At 38.8% G+C, this 20,959-nt stretch carries 22 protein-coding genes; 13 read left to right on the top strand and 9 right to left on the bottom strand.

Annotated features, from left to right (window positions below):
* Nucleotides 1-9: 9 nt before the first annotated feature.
* Entirely contained in the window at nucleotides 10-789 is a 780-nt protein-coding gene (locus F564_RS0103435; protein ID WP_028121374.1) for a hypothetical protein, read from the bottom strand.
* Between the two features lie 284 nt (nucleotides 790-1,073).
* Here F564_RS0103435 and glgP point away from each other — a divergent pair, with 284 nt between their 5' ends.
* On the top strand, nucleotides 1,074-2,726 hold the full coding sequence (gene glgP, locus F564_RS0103430) for an alpha-glucan family phosphorylase (protein WP_028121373.1): 1,653 nt from the start codon (nucleotides 1,074-1,076) through the stop codon (nucleotides 2,724-2,726).
* A gap of 128 nt (nucleotides 2,727-2,854) precedes the next feature.
* Here the strand turns inward: glgP and aceA are convergent, their stop codons facing one another.
* Together aceA and aceB are read right to left on the bottom strand one after the other, a co-directional pair.
* Nucleotides 2,855-4,135: an isocitrate lyase gene (gene aceA, locus F564_RS0103425; RefSeq protein WP_028121372.1), complete on the bottom strand. Its 1,281-nt coding sequence runs from the start codon at nucleotides 4,133-4,135 to the stop codon at nucleotides 2,855-2,857.
* A 78-nt stretch (nucleotides 4,136-4,213) separates the two neighbouring features.
* Nucleotides 4,214-5,788: a malate synthase A gene (gene aceB / locus F564_RS0103420; protein WP_028121371.1), complete on the bottom strand. Its 1,575-nt coding sequence runs from the start codon at nucleotides 5,786-5,788 to the stop codon at nucleotides 4,214-4,216.
* A 125-nt stretch (nucleotides 5,789-5,913) separates the two neighbouring features.
* On the opposite strand from aceB, the gene F564_RS0103415 reads away from it, so the two are divergent.
* Nucleotides 5,914-7,389 carry a helix-turn-helix domain-containing protein gene (locus F564_RS0103415; RefSeq protein ID WP_028121370.1) on the top strand — a complete coding sequence of 492 codons (1,476 nt, stop codon included), beginning with the start codon at nucleotides 5,914-5,916 and terminating at the stop codon, nucleotides 7,387-7,389.
* A gap of 48 nt (nucleotides 7,390-7,437) precedes the next feature.
* Nucleotides 7,438-8,094: a ComF family protein gene (locus tag F564_RS0103410; RefSeq protein ID WP_028121369.1), complete on the top strand. Its 657-nt coding sequence runs from the start codon at nucleotides 7,438-7,440 to the stop codon at nucleotides 8,092-8,094.
* Nucleotides 8,095-8,169: 75 nt separating this feature from the next.
* On the opposite strand, the gene upp is transcribed toward F564_RS0103410, so the two are convergent.
* Nucleotides 8,170-8,820: a uracil phosphoribosyltransferase gene (upp, locus tag F564_RS0103405; protein WP_028121368.1), complete on the bottom strand. Its 651-nt coding sequence runs from the start codon at nucleotides 8,818-8,820 to the stop codon at nucleotides 8,170-8,172.
* 426 nt (nucleotides 8,821-9,246) lie between these two features.
* On the bottom strand, nucleotides 9,247-10,557 hold the full coding sequence (gene der / locus F564_RS0103400; protein WP_028121367.1) for a ribosome biogenesis GTPase Der: 1,311 nt from the start codon (nucleotides 10,555-10,557) through the stop codon (nucleotides 9,247-9,249).
* Between the two features lie 405 nt (nucleotides 10,558-10,962).
* On the opposite strand from der, the gene F564_RS0103395 reads away from it, so the two are divergent.
* The 4 genes from F564_RS0103395 (at nucleotide 10,963) to murA (ending at nucleotide 13,961) form a co-directional block, all read left to right on the top strand.
* On the top strand, nucleotides 10,963-11,424 hold the full coding sequence (locus F564_RS0103395) for a heme-binding domain-containing protein (protein WP_028121366.1): 462 nt from the start codon (nucleotides 10,963-10,965) through the stop codon (nucleotides 11,422-11,424).
* Nucleotides 11,421-11,846 carry a thiol-disulfide oxidoreductase DCC family protein gene (locus tag F564_RS0103390; RefSeq protein WP_028121365.1) on the top strand — a complete coding sequence of 142 codons (426 nt, stop codon included), beginning with the start codon at nucleotides 11,421-11,423 and terminating at the stop codon, nucleotides 11,844-11,846. The genes F564_RS0103395 and F564_RS0103390 overlap by 4 nt, the downstream gene beginning before the upstream one ends.
* A 133-nt stretch (nucleotides 11,847-11,979) precedes the next feature.
* Entirely contained in the window at nucleotides 11,980-12,648 is a 669-nt protein-coding gene (locus F564_RS0103385; protein ID WP_028121364.1) for a DUF4290 domain-containing protein, read from the top strand.
* Complete coding sequence (gene murA / locus F564_RS0103380; RefSeq protein WP_028121363.1) at nucleotides 12,648-13,961, top strand: UDP-N-acetylglucosamine 1-carboxyvinyltransferase; 1,314 nt, start codon at nucleotides 12,648-12,650, stop codon at nucleotides 13,959-13,961. The genes F564_RS0103385 and murA overlap by 1 nt, the downstream gene beginning before the upstream one ends.
* Nucleotides 13,962-14,034: 73 nt before the next feature.
* On the opposite strand, the gene F564_RS18645 is transcribed toward murA, so the two are convergent.
* From F564_RS18645 to F564_RS0103365, 3 genes are all read right to left on the bottom strand, one after another.
* Nucleotides 14,035-14,346, bottom strand: a complete 312-nt coding sequence (locus F564_RS18645; RefSeq protein ID WP_051259551.1) for an NIL domain-containing protein — start codon at nucleotides 14,344-14,346, stop codon at nucleotides 14,035-14,037.
* 9 nt (nucleotides 14,347-14,355) lie between these two features.
* Nucleotides 14,356-14,796 carry a DUF4395 domain-containing protein gene (locus F564_RS18640; RefSeq protein WP_034980602.1) on the bottom strand — a complete coding sequence of 147 codons (441 nt, stop codon included), beginning with the start codon at nucleotides 14,794-14,796 and terminating at the stop codon, nucleotides 14,356-14,358.
* A gap of 202 nt (nucleotides 14,797-14,998) precedes the next feature.
* Nucleotides 14,999-15,556, bottom strand: a complete 558-nt coding sequence (locus F564_RS0103365) for a YiiX/YebB-like N1pC/P60 family cysteine hydrolase (RefSeq protein WP_228373850.1) — start codon at nucleotides 15,554-15,556, stop codon at nucleotides 14,999-15,001.
* A 322-nt stretch (nucleotides 15,557-15,878) separates the two neighbouring features.
* Here F564_RS0103365 and F564_RS0103355 point away from each other — a divergent pair, with 322 nt between their 5' ends.
* From F564_RS0103355 to proC, 6 genes are all read left to right on the top strand, one after another.
* Nucleotides 15,879-17,081: a pyridoxal phosphate-dependent aminotransferase gene (locus F564_RS0103355; RefSeq protein ID WP_028121361.1), complete on the top strand. Its 1,203-nt coding sequence runs from the start codon at nucleotides 15,879-15,881 to the stop codon at nucleotides 17,079-17,081.
* Nucleotides 17,082-17,096: 15 nt separating this feature from the next.
* Nucleotides 17,097-17,543, top strand: coding sequence for a hypothetical protein (locus F564_RS0103350; protein ID WP_028121360.1), 447 nt, complete (start codon nucleotides 17,097-17,099; stop codon nucleotides 17,541-17,543).
* A 64-nt stretch (nucleotides 17,544-17,607) separates the two neighbouring features.
* Nucleotides 17,608-17,877 (top strand): hypothetical protein, encoded by a 270-nt coding sequence (locus F564_RS0103345; protein ID WP_028121359.1) that lies wholly within the window; start codon nucleotides 17,608-17,610, stop codon nucleotides 17,875-17,877.
* Nucleotides 17,874-18,887, top strand: a complete 1,014-nt coding sequence (gene murB / locus F564_RS0103340) for a UDP-N-acetylmuramate dehydrogenase (protein WP_028121358.1) — start codon at nucleotides 17,874-17,876, stop codon at nucleotides 18,885-18,887. The genes F564_RS0103345 and murB overlap by 4 nt, the downstream gene beginning before the upstream one ends.
* Nucleotides 18,888-18,898: 11 nt before the next feature.
* A complete protein-coding gene (locus F564_RS0103335; RefSeq protein ID WP_028121357.1) occupies nucleotides 18,899-19,600 on the top strand; it encodes a DsbA family oxidoreductase in 702 nt (233 codons plus the stop codon).
* A 21-nt stretch (nucleotides 19,601-19,621) separates the two neighbouring features.
* Nucleotides 19,622-20,425 (top strand): pyrroline-5-carboxylate reductase, encoded by an 804-nt coding sequence (gene proC, locus F564_RS0103330; RefSeq protein ID WP_028121356.1) that lies wholly within the window; start codon nucleotides 19,622-19,624, stop codon nucleotides 20,423-20,425.
* A 13-nt stretch (nucleotides 20,426-20,438) separates the two neighbouring features.
* Here proC and F564_RS0103325 read toward each other — a convergent pair whose 3' ends face one another.
* A complete protein-coding gene (locus tag F564_RS0103325) occupies nucleotides 20,439-20,891 on the bottom strand; it encodes a VanZ family protein (RefSeq protein ID WP_316928787.1) in 453 nt (150 codons plus the stop codon).
* Nucleotides 20,892-20,959 lie beyond the last annotated feature (68 nt).

The following is a 20,959-nucleotide window of genomic DNA, read 5'->3' as shown; positions in this document are numbered from 1 at the left end:
GTGTCATTTTTACTTGATGACCATCATCTGGCTGTGAAGATTCTCGATGTGCAGAATTTTGGAGAACGGACTGCTGATGTTTTTCAGTTCTTCCTTGGCCTGGATGTAGGTGTATCGGGAAGCGATGTTGTACATATTAGAAACCAGCACCAGCCAACATTCTTTCGCTTTGGAGTTGTAAAGCTTGTACTTCCCATTTTTCTTCTCTATGACCTGTCGTATTTTTTCGGAATGCAACTCATCGAAAAGAGAAAAACGGTACTCCAAAAACAAAAGAACGCCTTTATGATGGGGCGTTCTTCTGATATGCTTTACAAATTTTGTGTTCCTGTTATTGGTAATTGCAGACGAAATCTCTTTGATCAACTGCTCCGGCTGCTGGTAAAAATCATCCTGATGATAGTCTATACTCAAATAGTAAATTCCCGAAAGACTTTTATAATCTGACAGCAGCGCTTCCACAGTTCGGAAGATATGATTGATGTAACTCTCTTTTTTCTTGAGTTCAAAGTGATTGATAATCTCCGAAACCTCCACTCCGATGCTTTTTCCCTGATAATTAATGATAAAATCCGGACTCTCGCCCGTTAGATTTTCTATTTCTATCTCAGGATAGTGGGCAAATAATGTGCTTAGCAAAAGGAGTTCGGTTTTCTTCTGATATTCCTCGCGCTCATGCAAGTTGGCACTGCCTATGGAGTCGTACCACTTCACCAGATTAGCCGCTTTGCCGGTTTTGGACGCCACACAAACATCCAAATTCTTCTGAAGGTCTTCATAATAAATCATCCTGCTATTATTAGAAATTAAACCTGTCTAAATTTAATAAATAATTGATTACAAAATACTTATATGAATTAAAATTAACAATAAAGAAGCAGGCGTAAAAAAAACAAGACGCAAAATAATGAAAACAGCAAAACAGAGAGAACACCTCCCAAACAAGCCCTGATAGCCGAATGAACAATGGGCGATTGATTTTTTTAACAATATAAGTCACTAAACCACTGCACAAAAAACTAATTGTTATATTTGCAGCCATATAGACAAGACCTTAAAAAATTATAACACTAATGGATTTTAAAAACTTCAAGATGCCTTACAGCATCAATCCAGATTACACAAAAAAAACCGCCTATTTCTCTATGGAATTTGCAATAGACCAAGCGCTTAAGATTTACAGCGGCGGACTGGGATTTCTTGCAGGTTCTCATATGAAAAGTGCTTACAATCTGAAGCAGGACTTTGTAGGGATTGGGATATTATGGAAATACGGTTACTACGATCAAAGTAGAAACATGGATCAAAGCCTGAACCCAATCTGGACCAAGAAAATGTACAGCTTCCTGGAAGATACAGGTATCAAATTTCAAATCGAGATTCACAATGCTCCGGTCTGGGTAAAAGTATGGTATCTGGCCCCGGAAACTTTCAAAACGTGTCCCATGTTCTTCCTGAGCACAGATGTTCCAGAAAATGATCATTTATCAAAAACAATCTGCCATAAACTGTATGACGCCAACGAATCTACCAAAGTAGCCCAATATATCCTGCTTGGAAAAGGCGGCGCAAAACTTTTGGATGAGATGAATTTCGAAAGAGATGTTTATCATTTGAATGAGGCGCACGGCTTGCCAGCTGCATTTTATCTTTTGAGAAAATATGGTGGCGATCTTAATAAAGTAAAGGAGAAATTGGTCTTCACAACGCATACACCAGAAGAAGCAGGAAACGAAAAACACAACATTTACCTTTGCCACGACATGTCCTACTTCTGCGGACTTACGATAGATGAGGTCAAGAAAATAGAAGGCGTTCAGGATGACAGATTCAACCACTCGCTTTGCGCTTTGAGAATGGCAAGAGTTGCCAATGGCGTTTCCCAGCTACACGGCGTTGTTTCCAGAGAGATGTGGAACAAATACGAAGGTATCTGCGAAATCAAATCCATAACCAACGCTCAGGAATTCAAATTTTGGGCAGACAAAGCGCTTTACCAATACAAAGAAGAAGGCAATAATGAGGAGTTTGACATCAGGAAAACCTATCTTAAGAAGAGAGCTTTCAGAATCGTTGCAGACCAGACTGGGAACATCTTTGATCCGAAAGTTTTGACCATCGTTTGGGCAAGACGTTTCGCCGGTTACAAGAGGGCAGATCTACTTTTGGCAGACAAAGAGCGTTTCAGAAAAATGTTGGCAAACAAAGAGCATCCGGTTCAGATCATCTGGGCAGGAAAACCTTACCCGATGGATTACGGCTCTATTTCTACCTTTAATAACTTGGTTGAGGAAAGCAAAAACCATAAAAACATGGCGGTTCTAACAGGTTACGAATTAGCCTTAAGCAAATCCCTGAAACAAGGTTCTGACATCTGGCTGAACAATCCAAGAGTCCCAAGAGAGGCTTCCGGAACCAGCGGAATGACTGCTGCAATGAACGGATCTGTGAATCTTTCTACAGACGACGGATGGATCCCCGAATTTGCAAAACACGGCGAAAACTCTTTCGTAGTGCCAAAAGCGGATTATGACAACTGGCCAACGGTAGAGCAAGACAGCTTTGACCTCAAAAATCTTTATGAAGTTTTGGAAAACGAAATCATCCCGGCTTATTACGAAAAGCCAGACCAGTGGAGAAAGATCGTACATACTTCAATGGATGACGTGAAAACCCAGTTCAACAGTGATAGAATGGCAGATGAATATTACAAATTGATGTATTAATCTGAACTGCTTTTGGCCATTTGCTTTTAGCTTTTAACATAAATTCAAAACCCTGACATCTTCTGATATCAGGGTTTTTTGTTGACATATTTCGAAAATCCAACAATTATAATATAAATGAATGTGTTTTAATGAAACTGCGCCGCTTCTGTAGAATCCTTCATTGCAACCGTTGCAGAAGTTCCGCTCATCACCACATTCTGGATCTCATCAAAATAGCCTGTCCCTACAAAACTCTGATGTTTTACCGCACGGAAACCTTTGCTTTGAAGCGCAAACTCCCTTTCCTGCAACTCCGAATAGCCAGCCATTCCTCTTTCTTTGTAAGCCAGCGCCAACTCAAACATCGCCGTATTCAAAGCATGGAAACCTGCCAAGGTGATGAACTGGAATTTGTATCCCATTTTCGCCAACTCCTCGCGGAAGTTTTCCATCTCTTCTACAGAAAGTTTTGCAGCCCAGTTGAAAGAAGGCGAACAGTTGTAAGCCAACATTTTTCCGGGATACTTTGCATGGATTCCTTCAGCAAATTGTCTGGCGTAATCCAGATCCGGGTTAGAAGTCTCCATCCAGATCAGATCTGCGTAAGGTGCGTAGGACAAACCTCTGTTTATGCCCTGCTCTATACCATTTTTTACAGCATAAAAACCTTCAGACGTTCTCTCACCTGTGATAAACTTCCGATCTCTTTCATCAATATCGGATGTCAAAAGATCCGCAGCGTCAGCATCCGTTCTTGCGACTATAATACTCGGAACACCACAAACGTCCGCCGCTAATCTTGCTGCAATCAGTTTATTAATCGCTTCCTGCGTTGGGACTAATACTTTCCCGCCCAGATGTCCGCATTTTTTTGCCGATGACAATTGATCCTCAAAATGGACACCTGCTGCCCCAGCTTCGATCATTTGTTTCATCAGCTCATACGCATTCAGATTTCCTCCGAAACCAGCTTCTGCATCAGCAACAATAGGAACAAGATATTCTTTTTCGCCACCGCCGTTGACAGACTGGATCTGGTCCGCTCTCAGCAAAGCATTATTAATTTTCTTTACCACAGAAGGAACCGAATTGGCAGGATAAAGTGACTGGTCGGGATACATCTCTCCGGAAAGATTCGCATCTGCTGCCACCTGCCAGCCAGAAAGGTAGATCGCTTCTAATCCTGCATCTACTTCCTGAACTGCTTGGTTTCCCGTGAGCGCACCCAACCCTGCGATCCAATCTTGGTTGTTCAGTTTATCCCAAAGTTTTTTTGACATTTCATTCGCGATGGTGTAGTCTAATTTGTAAGAGCCTCTCAGCTTCAGAACTTCTGCTGCTTTGTACGGTCTTTGTACGCCGATCCATCTCGGATTTGTCATCCAGTCTTGTTCCAGAGCTTGGATTTGTTCTTTTTTAGTTTGCATAATATTTGTGATTTGGTGTGAATTTAATTTGTATAATGTAAAAGGTACTTTTCACTCTGTCCATTATACTGAGTAGTGTCAAATAAATGGATAAGCTTTTAAAGTCAGGAATTCTTCAAACTTATCGCAGAAGATGAGTTCATTGAAAAGCTCCTTTGCCAGATTGAATCGTCCTTTAACATAACGCTCTTCTCCTACATATTTTTTGATTTTGGAGAGTTCTTCTTTTTCCCATTGTAGGATCAATTCTCTGGTCAATACTCTTTCGTCTTCCAGCACAGCTTCATTTTTCAGCCATTGCCAGACTTGAGATCTGGAAATCTCCGCCGTCGCAGCATCTTCCATGAGGTCATAAAGCGCAGCAGCTCCAACACCCATCAGCCACGATTCTATATAAAGAATTCCGACATTGATATTTTTTCGGACGCCATGTTCTGTAATCGTCCCGTGGGGAACTTCCAACAATTCTGATTCCTTAATTTTATAATCAAACTTGTGATCAATTTGATTTTGCTCCGGCATATACTGATCAAAAATTTCCTTGGCTACAGTAACCAAAGCAGGATGAGCGACCCAAGTTCCGTCGTGACCGTTTCTCACCTCTCTTTCTTTGTCGCTTCGTACTTTATCAAAAGCATGTTCGTTGGCTTCATCATCATTTTTCACCGGAATCTGAGCTGCCATTCCGCCCATAGCATGGACGTTTCTTTTGTGGCAAATCTCGATGACACGTTTGGAATACGCACTCATAAAAGGTGAAGTCATCGTTACCTGATCTCTGTCCGGAACTAGAAAATGCGGAAGATTTCTGAATTTTTTGATATAAGAAAAAATGTAATCCCAACGTCCACAGTTGAGTCCCGAACTATGATTCTTCAGTTCGAAAAGGATCTCATCCAGTTGGAAAGAAGCCGTGATTGTTTCTATCAACACGGTCGCTTTTATTGTCCCTTGCGGAATTCCCAAATAATCCTGAGCGAAGACAAAGACTTCATTCCACCAGCGCGCTTCTTTGTAATGTTCCAATTTTGGCAAATAAAAATAAGGTCCACTCCCATTCTCCAATAATTTTTTGGCATTTCTGAAAAAGTAAATTCCAAAATCGATCAAAGATCCTGAAGCCAAATCGCCTTGGATCTCAATATTTTTTTCTGAAAGATGAAGCCCTCTTGGACGCACAATCAGTGTGGCCACATGATCATTCAGCCTGTAAGATTTTCCCTGTTCATTAACAAAATCAATCGTCCTGTTAATAGCATCGGATAAATTAATCTGTCCCTGAATACAGTTTTCCCAAGTCGGCGAATTGCTGTCTTCAAAATCTGCCATAAAAGTATTGGCACCGGAATTCAAAGCGTTGATAATCATTTTACGGTCCACCGGCCCTGTAATCTCGACCCGCCTGTCCAATAGATCTTTTGGAAGTGTCGCACAAGTCCAATCGCCGTTTCGCACGGATGCTGTTTCTGCTGGAAAAGCTGGTAATTCGCCGCTGTCAAAGCCAGCCTGACTCATCTTTCTTTCTTCTAAAAGATCAAGCCTTTTTTGATTAAATTTTTGATGCAACGCCACCAGAAAATCAGTCAGCTCCGGTGTGAAAACTTCCCTAAAACGCCTTGTAGCAATTACTTTCAATTGATTTATGGTTTCCATAATGATAATACCTTGTGATTTGGTTTGACAAATGTATAAAAAATATTTTCACAATTAGCGAACGTTCGCTAAATTTTCATCAAATTTATTATGCGAATAATCGCTTTTTATTTATCTTTGAATCTATGATTGCAGAGAGCGACTACATCCGCGTGGTTTTCGGACTTAAACTGAAACAGCAGAGACAGAAAAAAAACTGGTCTCTTCAAGATCTTGCCAATAAAACAGGACTTTCCAAATCTTATCTTAACGAAATAGAGAATGGAAAAAAATATCCCAAACACGACAAAATCGTTCAGCTTTCCAACGCGTTGAGCTGTACTTTTGACGACCTTGTTTCTTCAAAACTGGATAAGACGCTGACACCCATTAATGAGATCTTGCAGTCTGATTTTTTCAAGGAAGTACCGTTGGATCTTTTTGGAATTAATAAAAACAATCTCATCAGCATCATCAGCGATGCTCCGAAAAAAGTCACTGCTTTCATTAATGCTTTGATAGAAATTTCTCAGAATTACAACCTTGGGAAAGAACGGTTTTACTTCGCAGTGATGCGATCTTTTCAGGAGTTGTACGATAATTACTTCCCAGACATCGAAGAAAAATCAAGCCTTTTTGCTGAAGAAAATAATCTTAAACTGAATAAAAACCTCAAAACAGAGACGCTTGAAAACTTACTGAAAGAGAAATTCGGATACGACATAAGATCAGAGAAGTTTGCAGAAGACTCTGCTCTCAACAAACTTCGCTCACTTTATATCCCGGAAAAAAAAATACTTTTGCTGAATGAAAGACTGGGCGTCAATCAGGAAATATTTATTTTAGCAAAGGAGATCGGATTCAATGTTTTGAAGTTAAACCCACGCCCAAACACCTATTCCTGGCTGGATTTTGGAAGTTTTGAAGAAATTCTCAATAATTTCTACGCCTCTTATTTTGCTGGATGTTTGCTGATCTCAAAAAAAGACCTGCTGGAAAAAATCACAGATTGCTTCTATCAAAAAGAATGGAATGCTGTTCAATTTGAAAACCTCATCAATCACTTTACAGATTCGCCGGAGACTTTCTATTACAGATTGACCAATATCCTGTCTTCGGAATTTGGCATCAAAGACTTATTTTATCTGTGTTTTGTGAAAAAAGACGGTTCGGATAAAATTAACATCCTAAAAGAATTGCACCTGAATCACCAGCAGGCGCCTCACGCTAACGCCACACACGAGCACTATTGCAGACGCTGGATCGCGGTTAAAAATCTTTACCATCTTCAGGACAATGAGTCTATCACAGATGCTCAGATCTCACACTACAAAGACCAAGGCGTGAGTTACCTCGTCATTTCTACCTCACAAAAAAATCCTTTTTCTGACGGAAGCAACAGAAGTTATTGTTTGGGAATCCTGCTGAATAATCAAACCATCAAAAAAATAAATTTCGCCAGATCATCTTCACTAAAAACGATTGAAGTGGGTGTGACGTGTGAAAGCTGCAGCATCGTAAATTGCGATGTACGCCAGGCGCCGCCTGTACGACTGGAGAAAGAACAATTCAATATGGATATGAAAAAATCTATTGAGATGGTGCGTAAAAAGATATTGTAATCATTTATTTGAATAAAAGTTTTAATTTTAAATTTTAAAACACAAATAATGATTTTCGATTTTCTTTTCCCAAACCGTTGTCTGGATTGCAATCAACTGATTGACAAGAATGAGGTAGTTTGTGAAATATGCAAAGACAATATACATTTTTCTGACCATCAATTTTATGAAAATAATAGTCTGAAAGAAAATGTTTCGCTTCTGTTTCCCGTTGAAAATGCTTTTTCGTTGATGCTTTACGAAAAGGAAAGTCTGGCGCAAAAGATCATTCAACAACTGAAATATAATCACAGAGAAAAGATTGGTAAAAACCTGGCAGAATGGACGATTGAGAAATTAAACTTCGAAGCTAAAAAGCCGGATTTGATCGCAACAGTACCGCTTCATCCCAAAAAACTAAAACAAAGAGGTTACAATCAACTACATCTATTCGGAAATGAATTGGCAAGGCATTTTCAGATCCCAATCGATCATCATCTTTTAAAGCGAACACAACATTCAAAAGCACAAGCCAAGAAAAGCCAAAGCGAACGTCTAAAAACAAAAAATGCTTACCAAATGACCGAGAAGATCTGTGATAAGCATCTATTATTGATTGACGATGTTTATACAACAGGAAATACAAGCTCAAACATTGCCTGGGAAATCCTGCGCAACTCTGACAATGTCAAGATCAGTTTGCTTGTGATGGCGATGGACGTGTAGATATGACTGATGATTGATCAATGATAGCTAATTGATCAGCCATCAATCATCATTTATAGTTTATCGTTATAATATTTATCTCTGTAGTTTTTCACCATAAGACAAATCGCCTGCATCGCCCAAACCTGGCGTGATGTAACCTTTTGAAGTTAAACTTTCGTCCAAAGCGCCGATCCAGATCTTTGCATCTGGGTAAGCATTTTGAATAGTTTCCACACCTTGCCGGCTTGCGATTGCGGCAACAATATGGATGGAGGTTGGTTTTCCGTTGGTCAAAAGATCTTTGATCGCTTCTATGAGTGATGCGCCGGTTGCCAACATTGGATCTGCGATGATGAGGGGACGATTATCTAATTTCGGGCAAGTCAGATAATCTTGTTTGATGGAAAAATAATCGTTGGCATCGTGCTTTCTGTAAGCGGCCACAAAACCGCAATCGGCTTTGTCAAAATAGTTAAGAATCCCTTGGAATAATGGAACACCAGCTCTCAGGATCGTGGTGATAACGGGTTGTGTTTCGATTTCTTTGACAGAGATCTTCTCCAGAGGTGTTGTAAGTTCGGTATCGATAAAATTCAAAGTTTTACTGATCTCGAAAGCGGCAATTTCGCCAATGCGTTCCATATTTCTACGGAATTTTAAGCGGTCATTTTGGACTTCTACATTTCGAAGATCATTGATCCAAGAATTCACCAATGAAAATTCTTCTGATAAAACTTTTAGCATTTCGTTTATTTTGTGGGTAAATATCGTAAAAATTTGGAAACTGTTTAAATTTGGTTTCAAATTATTTTAAATGAAAATCGTTGTTTAATGATATTTTGATTGTTACAGGTCGCTCCTATGGAGCTTTGACATCGGTGATGATCTTTTATCTATTAACAGGTCATCGCGCTGCGACTTTTTCCAGAATAGCTTTTTAATGAAACTAATTCTAAAATCTGGATAGATAAGGAAAACCTCAATCTAGCCCCGATAGCAGCGGCATCCTTTTTCTTTTTTGGTACCGAAACCTCAATTTGGATTGCAGACGTTCTGAAAAAGAAAAAGATATAGCGGATAGCGGGTTGGAATGGTGAATAGAAATTAAAAACGTCTTGCTCCTAAATAAAAAACCCTCCCGAAGTTTGAACGAAGAGAGGGTTTGAATTTTTATTTTTGTCTGAAGTAGATCTCGATTGGCACTCCGGTGAAACCAAAGTTTTTACGAAGTTGGTTCTCGGTAAAGCGCTTGTACGGCTCTTTCACATATTGCGGAAGGTTGCAGAAAAACACAAACTGTGGCGATGGCGTTGGCAACTGTACACAATACTTGATCTTGATGTATTTTCCTTTGTTGGATGGCGGTGGCATTGCTTCGAAGATTGGCAACATCACTTCATTCAGTTTGGACGTTTTGATTTTTTTCTTACGATCTTCATAGACGACCATTGCCATTTCTACGGCTTTCAGGATTCTTTGTTTCGTAAGAGCAGAAACGAAAAGAATGGGAATATCGTTGAACTGCCCAATTTTGTCTCTGATAGACTGTTCGAAATCACGGATCGTGTTGGTGTGTTTGTCCTCGATGAGATCCCATTTGTTGACCAAAATCACGATTCCTTTTCTGTTTTTCTGAGCCAATCCAAAGATGTTCATATCCTGAGATTCCCAACCTTGCGTGGCATCCACCATCAGGATCACCACATCAGAATACTCGATAGAACGGATGGATCTCATGACGGAATAGAATTCCAAATCTTCGGAAACTTTCGCTTTACGACGCATTCCTGCTGTATCTACCAACACAAACTCGTGTCCGAATTTGTTGTACAAAGTCTGAATACTGTCTCTTGTTGTTCCGGCCACATCGGTCACGATGTTTCTTTCCACATCGAGAAGTGCGTTCGTCATTGTAGATTTTCCCACGTTAGGACGACCTGCGATGGTAATCTTTGGCAAGCCTTCGAATGGATCTTTGTAATCTGTTGTCGGGAAATCTCTTACGACAGCATCCAGCAATTCTCCGGTTCCGGAACCTGTTGCAGAAGATAACGTAAAATATTTTTCCACGCCCAATTGGTAAAACTCGGTTGCAGGCAATTCTTCTTTGGAAGAATCTACTTTGTTGACCACCAAATATAAAGGCTTGTTTGATTTTCTTAATAATTCGAAGATCTCCTGATCTGTGTCTGTAAGGCCATCATCTACGCTTACCATAAAAATGATAGAAGTTGCTTCGTCCACAGCCAATTGTACTTGCTTGCGGATTTCCACTTCGAAAACGTCGTCTGTTCCTACATCATATCCACCTGTATCGATCACGGTAAAATCAACGCCGTTCCAGTCAGATTTCCCGTAATGACGGTCTCTGGTAACGCCGGCAGTAGAATCTACGATGGCTTCTCTTCTTTCTAATAATCGATTAAATAATGTGGATTTTCCTACGTTGGGACGCCCAACGATTGCGACAATATTTGACATAAATTTGTTTCTTTTTAAAAGATTGAGAAATTATTAAATTATGAGATTGAGAAATTTGGCAATGAAAATTTTTCACAGAATTTCTAAATCTCGTAATTTCTAAATCTTTTAATTTTGATTAAGAATGGGTTACTCCGACTTTCGAAGCCCAAAATTTTTGCAAATGTACGAAAATTTTCGGGTTTAAGGTTTTGAGTTTCCAGCTTCAAGGTTTTGTGATGGATAATTATGCGGAATTTTGAACGCAGAGTCCGCTCTGGTTTTTTGTGGTTATTGAAAATATTTTAAGGTTCGCAAAGACGTACAACGCATCCCAGATTTTTTAACTTCTTTCTTTTTACTTTTGCCTTGTTTCTCGAATTTAACTTTTGGACGAAAATTTGTTATCTTAGCTAAAATAAAACTATGAAAAAAGTATTAACTGTTCTTTTGGTTGCTTTTATAATGATTCAGTTTTTTCAAATTGATAAAGTAAATCCTGTAACCAATGACGGGATGGATTTTATCAAAATTAAAAACACACCGGAACCAATCGCCAATATCATCAGAAATTCCTGTTATGACTGCCATTCCAACGAAACAGCATATCCGGCTTACAGTTACACACAACCCGCTGGCTGGCTTTTAAAAAACCACAGAGACGAAGGAAGAAAGGAACTTAACTTCTCTACCTTTGCAACATACGATTCTAAAAGACAGTCACATAAACTGGGAGAAGCTGCAGAACAAGTTGAACAAAAGGAAATGCCATTGGAGAGTTACACTCTTGGTCATCCAGATGCAAAACTGACCAATGAGCAAAGACAACTATTGGCAGATTATTTCCGAAAAATTCAAAAACAAATCCAGCAGGCCAACGCTTTATGACAACAGATATCTCAGCAAATTTTAAGGATAAATCCATCGTTTTCTATGATGGCGAATGTGGATTCTGCAACCATTGGGTGCAATGGATCTTGGAGCGAGACAAAGATGACCGTTTTTTATTTTCATCATTACAATCGGAATTTGGGCAGAAATTCTTGAATGAAAGAAATCTGCCCAATCAAGTTTTTGACACGCTTTACCTTTGGAAACCCAATCATTTTTATCTGACCAGATATCAGGCAATTTTACAAATAGCAAGCGAAATGGGCGGTATTTATTCATTAGCCTCGGTTGGAAAAATACTTCCGCACGCTATCGGAAATCAATTTTATAAGCTTGTTTCCCGAAATCGAAAAAAACTAGCAGCCAAGCAGTGTTTTCTGCCGAATGCAGAGCAAAAGAAAAAATTTATAGAAAAATAGGCTTGCAAAATATCCACCTTACAGCTATATAAAACTGAGAATTTGCGGGCTCTAAAAAAATAATCAGAAAAAAAATCAACACTAGATTTTGAATTTCAGACTTTGAACGCGAAATGTTTTATATTTGCACATTATGGATTATAATACCGACAGAACACAACTACTAATGCCCGAATATGGGCGCAACATACAGCAGCTGGTGGAGCATTGCAAAACCCTGCAAACCAAAGAGGAGCGAAATGAAATGGCATTGGCCATCATCGAGTTTATGGGACAGAGAAATCCACACCTTCGTGATGAAGAAAACTACAAACACAAACTTTGGGATCACCTTTTTATTCTGGCAGATCACAACCTGGATGTCGATTCTCCTTATCCTATTCTTTCCGAGGAAGATCTGATCACAAAACCTAGAAAAATGGATTATCCGTCATTGGATAACGCCTATAAATTCTACGGAAAAAGTATTCTACAACTGATAGAAAAAGCAATTGCACTGGAGGAAGGCGATGAGAAAGAAGCACTCACCCATGTCATTGCCAATAATATGAAAAAGTCCTACAACGTGTACAACAAAGAACACGTACAGGATGATGTGATCTTCCGCCATTTGAAGGAGTTATCAGATAACAAACTGGATCTTACAAGCTTGGAATCTCTGGAAAGAAGCAAAATATATTATGCTACCAACAGAAATAACAACAACAATAATAACCGAAACACAAATAACAACCGAAACACAAATCAAAACAGTAACAACAGAAGGAATAATTTCCAAAATCATAAAAACAAGAGAAAATAATGAGTAATGCGTTCGAAATAAGAGGAGGAAAAAAGCTAAGCGGAGAAATAACACCTCAAGGTGCCAAAAATGAGGCTTTACAAATCCTTTGTGCTGTTTTGCTAACCGAAGATGAGGTGAGGATCAGTAATATTCCGGATATCAAAGATGTCAACAAATTGATTGAGATCTTACAGGACTTTAATGTAAAAGTTACCAAAAACGGAAAAGGAGATTACACTTTCAAAGCAGATGAAGTTAATTTCGACTATATAAAATCCAAAGAATTCAAAAAAGATGGCGCAAAACTAAGAGGTTCTGTGATGATCTTGGGACCAATGCTGGCTAGATTTGGGGAAGCTTATCTTCCAACGCCCGGCGGTGACAAGATTGGAAGAAGACGTCTGGACACGCACTTCCAAGGTTTTGTGGAACTGGGAGCAGAGTTTTCTTATGACGAGGAAGAAGCTTTCTATTCTTTAAGAGCCAAAGAATTAAAAGGAAAATTCATCCTTTTAGAAGAAGCCTCTGTTACAGGAACAGCCAATATCGTGATGGCTGCTGTTTTGGCAAAAGGAAAAACGAGAATCTACAACGCCGCTTGCGAACCCTACCTTCAACAACTATGCAAAATGTTGAACAGAATGGGTGCCAATATTTCCGGAATAGGATCCAACCTATTGACTGTAGAAGGCGTTGACAAATTACATGGCACAGAACACACAATGTTACCAGATATGGTGGAAATTGGCTCTTGGATTGGCTTGGCAGCAATGACAAAATCTGAGATTACCATCAAAAACGTCAAATGGAATGAGCTTGGCGTGATTCCCAATACCTTCAGAAAATTAGGAATCCATTTGGAACAGAGAGGTGATGATATCTACATCCCTTCTCAGGAAAATTATAAGATCCAGAAGTTCATAGACGGATCTATTTTAACGGTTTCAGATGCACCTTGGCCAGGTTTTACGCCAGATCTACTATCTATCATTTTGGTCGTGGCAACCCAGGCAAAAGGTTCTGTTTTGATCCATCAGAAAATGTTCGAAAGCAGATTGTTCTTCGTAGACAAATTGATTGATATGGGCGCACAAATTATCCTTTGTGATCCACACAGAGCAACAGTGATCGGGATGAACCAAGAGACACCACTAAGAGGAACCACAATGGTATCGCCAGACATCAGAGCCGGAAATGCACTACTGATCGCGGCACTTTCTGCGGAAGGAAAATCCATCATACAAAACATAGAACAGATTGACCGTGGTTACGAAAATATAGACGAGAGACTGAGAGCGATAGGTGCTGATATCAGAAGAATCGAACAGTAATTCATAAATTTTCAGTTGTCAGTTGACTGCTGAAAAACTTAAGTCAAAGACTATCAAATTTAAAGGAAGCTCATTATGAAGCTTCCTTTGTTTGTTGTAGGACTGGTATTTTGCAACTCATCAGTTTATATTCACCAAGGTAATTTTCTATCTTATCGATCTCCTCATCTGTGATCTTTAGAAGAAGTTTTACATTTCCGAAGTTATTGCCATTCAGATATTCGATGTGTGCGTTCACGATTTTATAACTGATATTGTAATGGTTGTAGATCGTGTAAAGCAGGATATCAAAACGGATTTTACCATTCAGTTCTATTTCTAGGATAATTTCCTTTGCAGGCTTGGGAACCAAATTGTTACCAAAAGTTTCATTTTTGTAAATCATAGTCATCTATTATTTTGGTGAATGATTGAATTTATTTTGAATCGGAAGCACTAAAAAATTATAGATATAACAACCAATACAGATATTGAAAACGCTTTCCAACGCTGCCAGTAGCATCAATGCAATTCCTAAGAAAATCCCAGTTGGAGAAGCATAAAAAAATGCGACCAGGACAGACATTAGAAATCCCAACATCGCAGCAAACCTTTTAGGTGCAGCAAAAACTGGTTTCTTTTCGAAATATAAAAACGCCGTCATTTTTTTTGCCAGAAAATATAATGGCGAAATGAACCATCCAGTTGCTCTTATGAAAAAATCAAAGGCCAGAAAAATCAACAACCATTGCAGTTGGAAATGAATACCAAAAACTGTTATCAAAATAACCTGATAAGCCACAATCGAAACGGCACTCTCATCAACACATAAACTTTTGCCCGTCAATTTTCCCATAACTTAAAATCCAATTTTTAAAATAAAAAAGCTCTACCGGAAGGTAAAGCTTGTAACATATCCTCTCCTACCCAATGGTTTACTTGGAGTTACACATTACGATTTGAGAGAAGATGCGTTTCATTTAATCCTAATTCTGTTGCAAATATATCAATTAATTAATTCCCACCAAATAAGTATGAATTAAATTTTTAAAAAAAAATTATTGCAGCTCTCCTATCTTGTTCAGTTTTTCAGACGCTGCCAAGCCATTTGGATTACAGCCTGGCTCGCCTTCCGGCACTTTTAGGTTTTTGTCTTGGTACCATTTTTCCCAAAACGCATTGGTTTTATTAGTTTTAGGATCAACGAAAGTCATAGGTTCTAATGCAAAAATCTCATGATCACGGAATGCCCTTTCCACAAAGTCCGAGCAATAATAGGAATGATCATCCAGAATATAATTGAAGTTATAAGGTTTTCCCACCAAAGACTCCGCCTTCGCAACAGAATTTGGGATAGAGACTTTATACTCAGCTTTCAAACGGTAAACATCTATTTTTTGACCTAGTTTGGTCTGTTCTTTCAAAAAGTGATTGATTTTCTGTTTCTGAGAACCGCCTTTTGGAGCAGCGTGAAGCACGTATAAATGATCAGATTCTTTCTTCACAATCCCGATGTGGTCGTAAGAAGTTTTCCTTTCCGTTTGCGTCACATTGTTGATGGCGCCAGACAATCCCGTTTCTACAGCGGGCACAAAAAGCAGATCTCCGTTTTCCAAAATTGAGGTGTTATAAGTTTTACAACATAATGTCAAGAAGAACAAAAAAAGTAAAACCGATTTTTTCATACCGACAAAGATAATTGAAGATTCAAACTACAGAAAGTATTTAACTGTTAATTTTTTGGGCAGCTTTTCCGCCTTCCACTTACAATCTGTCACTCTGAGGTTCTCGAAGAGTGCACTCAGGCCGGGCTGCAGCTTCGCCATAATCCAGATTTGTATTCAAATCACATTCTTTCAAATTTTAAAAACTATCACCTGAGAACCATCAACCCACAACCAAAAAATCACTATTTTTGTATCCCAAAGTCAATAAACAATGCCAAAAATTTCACAACGTGCGCAACATATGCCTGCGTCTCCAGTTAGAAAATTAGTTCCGTTTGCAACAGCAGCAAAACAAAAAGGAATCAAAGTTTACCACCTCAATATTGGTCAACCCGATATAGAAACACCGGAAACAGCACTGGAAGCCATCAGAAACAACCATCTGAAAATCTACGAATACGCACTTTCCGAAGGTAATCTGGAATACAGAACTGCCCTTAGAGATTATTACCATTCTTTGGGATTCACAGATTTGACGACTGACAATTTTATCGTGACAAACGGCGGTTCCGAAGCTTTGAACTTCGCCATTTCCACACTTTGTGATGACGGCGATGAGATCATCATCCCGGAACCTTATTACGCCAATTACAATGGTTTTGCAGGAACCTTCAACATCAATATCGTTGCAGTACCTTCAACGATTGAGACTGGTTTTGCGCTGCCTTCCATCGAAGAATTTGAAAAAAGAATTACCGATAAAACCAGAGCCATTGTCATCTGTAACCCAGGAAATCCAACGGGCTATCTGTACTCAAGAGAAGAACTTCAGCAGTTGGCAGAGATCGCAAAGAAACACGACATCGTGATTATTTCCGACGAGGTTTACAGAGAATATGTGTACGACGGAGAACAACAAATATCGATGTTTGAATTTCCAGAAGTATCAGACAACGTTATCGTGATCGATTCGGAATCCAAAAGATACTCGATGTGTGGCGCAAGAATCGGCTGCCTTATCACAAGATCGAAAAAAATCCACGATGCTGCGATTCTGTTCGCTCAGGCCAGATTGAGTCCGGTTCTTTTGGGACAGATTGCTGCGACAGCTGCACACAAAAACGACGCAGAATATATCGCAAAAGTAAGAGAAGAATACAAACAGCGCCGTGATCTTCTGGTCGGATTATTGAATGAGATACCTGGCGTAATCTGCCCGAAACCAAAAGGTGCCTTCTATTGTGGTGTAGAACTGCCTGTAGATGATACAGAGAAATTTGCACAATGGCTGTTGGAAAGCTACTCGAACAACAATGAAACGGTCATGGTTGCCCCAATGGGTGGTTTCTACAGCGAGCCCGAATTGGGTAAAAAACAAGTAAGAATCGCCTATGTCTTGAAACAGGAAGACCTGAGAAGAAGTGTCGAAATTTTAAAAGATGCCATTCAGCAATATAATTTAGAATTTAATTAACATAAAAAAAATACAATGGTGAAAATAATCAAAATAGGCTTTGTCCTTTCTGCACTATCTTTTGTTATGCTTAGCTGCAAAACATCCGCCCAGAATACCAGCATCCAGTCTGTATCCTACAGCCACACGTTTGGAAGAGGCGGTGCCACTTCTATCACAGCATCTCAGGATTCTCTGGAATCTTCTTCCAGAGGTGGCAGAGTAGCACAATTTCCTAATATCAAGAAAAAAATCACTTCCCAGGATTGGCAGAAATTAGTTTCCGGAATCAATCTTTCTGTTTTGCAAAAAACAAAAGGCGGGGAACAACGTGGTGTTTATGATGGAGCGGATGAGATCTTTAGAATCAAAACTTCTGATAAAGAATATGAGTTATATAATGTTCCGGCAGAGTCTGCAGGTTACAAACAATTGGAACAATTAAAAACAGATTTGGAAAATTTGCTTCCGAAATACAAGTAAGGTGAAAAGATTGCTATTATTCGCAATATTTATTTTGATAGTTTCTTGTGAAAATTATGTCGAAATGAAAGATTCTGAAAATGCTTTCGCAGTGAATTCTTCGCCAACTTTTGAAGGATATTTCTATCAAGGCAGTGATGACTATTTTGATTATTTTGAAAGTAGATGGAATTTTGAAACCGATAAAAAATTTAAAATAAATAAAGATTATTTTTTAACAAAACAGAGATTGGATAAAAACTCAAACAAAGAATTAAAAATTGATGTTATTAAAACTCCAAAAATTTTTGGAATAATAAAACAAGATACTTTATACATTTCAAAGAATTTATGACAATTCAGGAAAACACATCTCTCAAGCCTTACAACACATTTGGCGTGGATGTTTCTGCAAGATTTTTTACAGAAATATCTTCCACAGAAGACCTTACAGAAACGCTAAAACTTACCCAATCTTCCACACTCCTTTTCCTAGGTGGTGGAAGCAATATTCTTTTCACCAAAGATTTTGATGGATTAGCTGTTCAACTTAATTTGAAAGGAATCACCGAGGAGATCATTGATGACAATGAAGTTTTAGTCACAGCAAAAGCGGGCGAAAACTGGCATCAATTCGTGCTTTTCTGTCTGGATAAAAATTATGGCGGACTGGAAAATCTGTCGTTGATCCCGGGAAATGTAGGCACTTCTCCGATGCAGAATATTGGCGCTTACGGAACAGAGATCAAAGATGTTTTTGAAAGCTGCAAAGTACTGAATCTTGAAACTTTGGAAATAGAAATTTTCAACCTGGAAAAGTGCAGATTTGGCTACCGAGATTCGATTTTCAAGCAGGAAGGAAAAGGAAAATATGTGATTCTGGAAGTGACTTTTAAGTTAACTCGAAAAGATCATAAAATTGATGTTGAATATGGCGCCATCAAATTAGAACTTGATCATTTGAACATCATAAATCCAACCATTCAGGATGTGTCGAAAGCCGTGATCCACATCCGTCAAAGCAAATTACCGGATCCAAAAGTGATTGGAAACGCAGGGAGTTTTTTTAAAAACCCAAGCATTCCTCTCACTCAATTTGAAGATTTAAAACAAAAATTTGACAACATTCCGGGTTATCAGAATGGCGACTTCGTCAAAGTTCCTGCCGGCTGGCTCATCGAGCAATGTGGCTGGAAAGGAAAACAAATCGGAAATGTGGCTTCACACAGATTGCAGGCTTTGGTGATCATCAATGCCACAGGAAATGCAACGGGAAAAGAGATCGTTGATTTCTCAACAATGATCATTGATTCTGTAAAGGAAAAATACGGGATCGCACTTGAAAGAGAAGTGAATATAATTTAAAATTAAAAAAAATGCAAGTAGATATTTGGAGTGACACACGTTGTCCGTTTTGTTTTATCGGAAAGAAACATTTTGAAAAAGCGCTTCAGGCATTTTCTCAAAATGAAAGTATCAAAGTCTATTGGCACTCGTTCCAATTGGACCCGGATATGAAAACCGATCTTACAAAAAACCATTACGAGTATCTATCAGAAGTGAAAGGCTTCCCGATAGAGCAGGTGATGCAAATGCACGACAACCTGATCCAATCGGGAAAAAATGCAGGCATCGATTTTAATTTTGATGACGTGAAGGTTGCCAATTCTTTCAAAAGTCAAATGCTGGTGCAACTGGCTGACCACAGAGGAAAAGCCAACGAAATGGAAGAACTGCTTTTCGAAGCTTATTTTCTTCACGGAAAAGATATAGATAATGTGGATACGCTGGCAGAAATTGGCGGGAAACTGGGATTTTCAAAAGAAGAAATAACGAATGCTGTCGTTTCTGAAGAATTTTTAAACCTAGTCAATCAAGATATTTCTGAAGCATCGAATCTTGGCATAAAAGGTGTTCCCTTTTTCGTCTTCAACCAAAAATATGCGATTTCTGGCGCTCAGCCTACGCATTTATTTTCAGAAGTATTGGAAAAAAGCTGGTCAGAGTTTTCTGAATCCCAGTCGGACTTCACCATAATCCAAGAAGGCGAGTCCTGCGATACCGACGGAAATTGCTAATCAATTAAAAACAAAACACAAATGAAAATCGCCGTTTTAGGAGCCGGAAATATGGGAATCTCATTTTCAAGATCGTTCTTGAAATATGAATTGATAAAACCGCAAAACCTCCAACTCATTATTAGAAATCAGCATAAAAAATCTAAATTAAAAGAAGCTTTCCCCGACTCTGACATCTCCACATTTGAGGAAATCAAAAGTTTGGAAGCAGACCTGATCATCATCGCTGTGAAACCTCAGGATTTCGGTTTTGTGGCAGAAAATCTACCATTTAAAATTTCGGATCAATCTTTGGTTTTATCAATAATGGCGGGAATTTCTATCGAGAACATTCAGAAACTTCTGCATCATAAATTTGTGGTTCGTGCGATGCCCAACTCTCCCACTCTTTTGGGAATGGGAATCACTGGTTACACGGCTGCTGAAGGGATTTCTTTTTCAGAATTAATGAATGTTGAAAGGTTATTAAATTCTACTGGACGTTCCGTTTACTTGGAAGATGAAAGTCTTCTGGATGGCGTGACGGCACTTTCCGGAAGCGGACCAGCGTATTTCTACTACATCATAGACGCCATGATAAAAGCAGGAACAGAAATGGGAATCGATGAAAACCTCTCGAAACTTTTTGTAAAACAAACCATGTTGGGCGCTTACCATCTCATCAACAATTCTGACAAATCTCTGGAAGAATTAATAAAAGATGTCGCATCCAAAGGCGGCACCACAGAAGCTGCATTGGAAACCTTCGAAAAAAACGAATTAAAAGCAATCCTAAAAAAAGGAATTCTTGCTGCCGAAAATCGCGCCAAAGAACTGAATAAATAACCGTTCGCAGTGGTCAAATTCTGGCTGATGGATGATCCAAGTTCATTAGTTTATAAATCCAAAATCCGATGGCCACACCAAGTGTATTGAGAATAATATCATCGACGTCAAATACACCGAGACGTGTGAAATACTGAAGGCTTTCAACTAAAATGATTACAAAAAGAAAGTTGACAATCAGGGTTTTAAAACCGTTGAGTGCAGGAAAGACAAGCCCAAGACATCCGAATGGTGCAAACATGATCACATTACCAAAAAGATTAATGATAATGGTTTTCCAACGAATGGTCTCTGTCACAAAATCTATTGTAGAAAACATCGGAACAAGTCGTACAATATTCGTATCATACTGACTTCTCCCGAATCCGACAAACATCAAATACAGCAGAAAAACGGTATAAAACGGAATGGTCATTTTATAAAACTTCTGAAACATCTCTGCAAAAATACAGATTCTCGCGTTCAAAGGATTCCTATTATCGTTGCTTTTGAAAAAACATAAAGATGAGATTTTAAATCATTTTAAGTTACACG

Origin of the sequence: Epilithonimonas tenax DSM 16811, from assembly GCF_000428485.1 — a bacterium.
GTDB classification, from domain to species: domain Bacteria; phylum Bacteroidota; class Bacteroidia; order Flavobacteriales; family Weeksellaceae; genus Epilithonimonas; species Epilithonimonas tenax.
The sequence above is the reverse complement of the archived record's forward strand: the minus strand, read 5'-3'. Positions and strand labels throughout refer to the sequence as shown.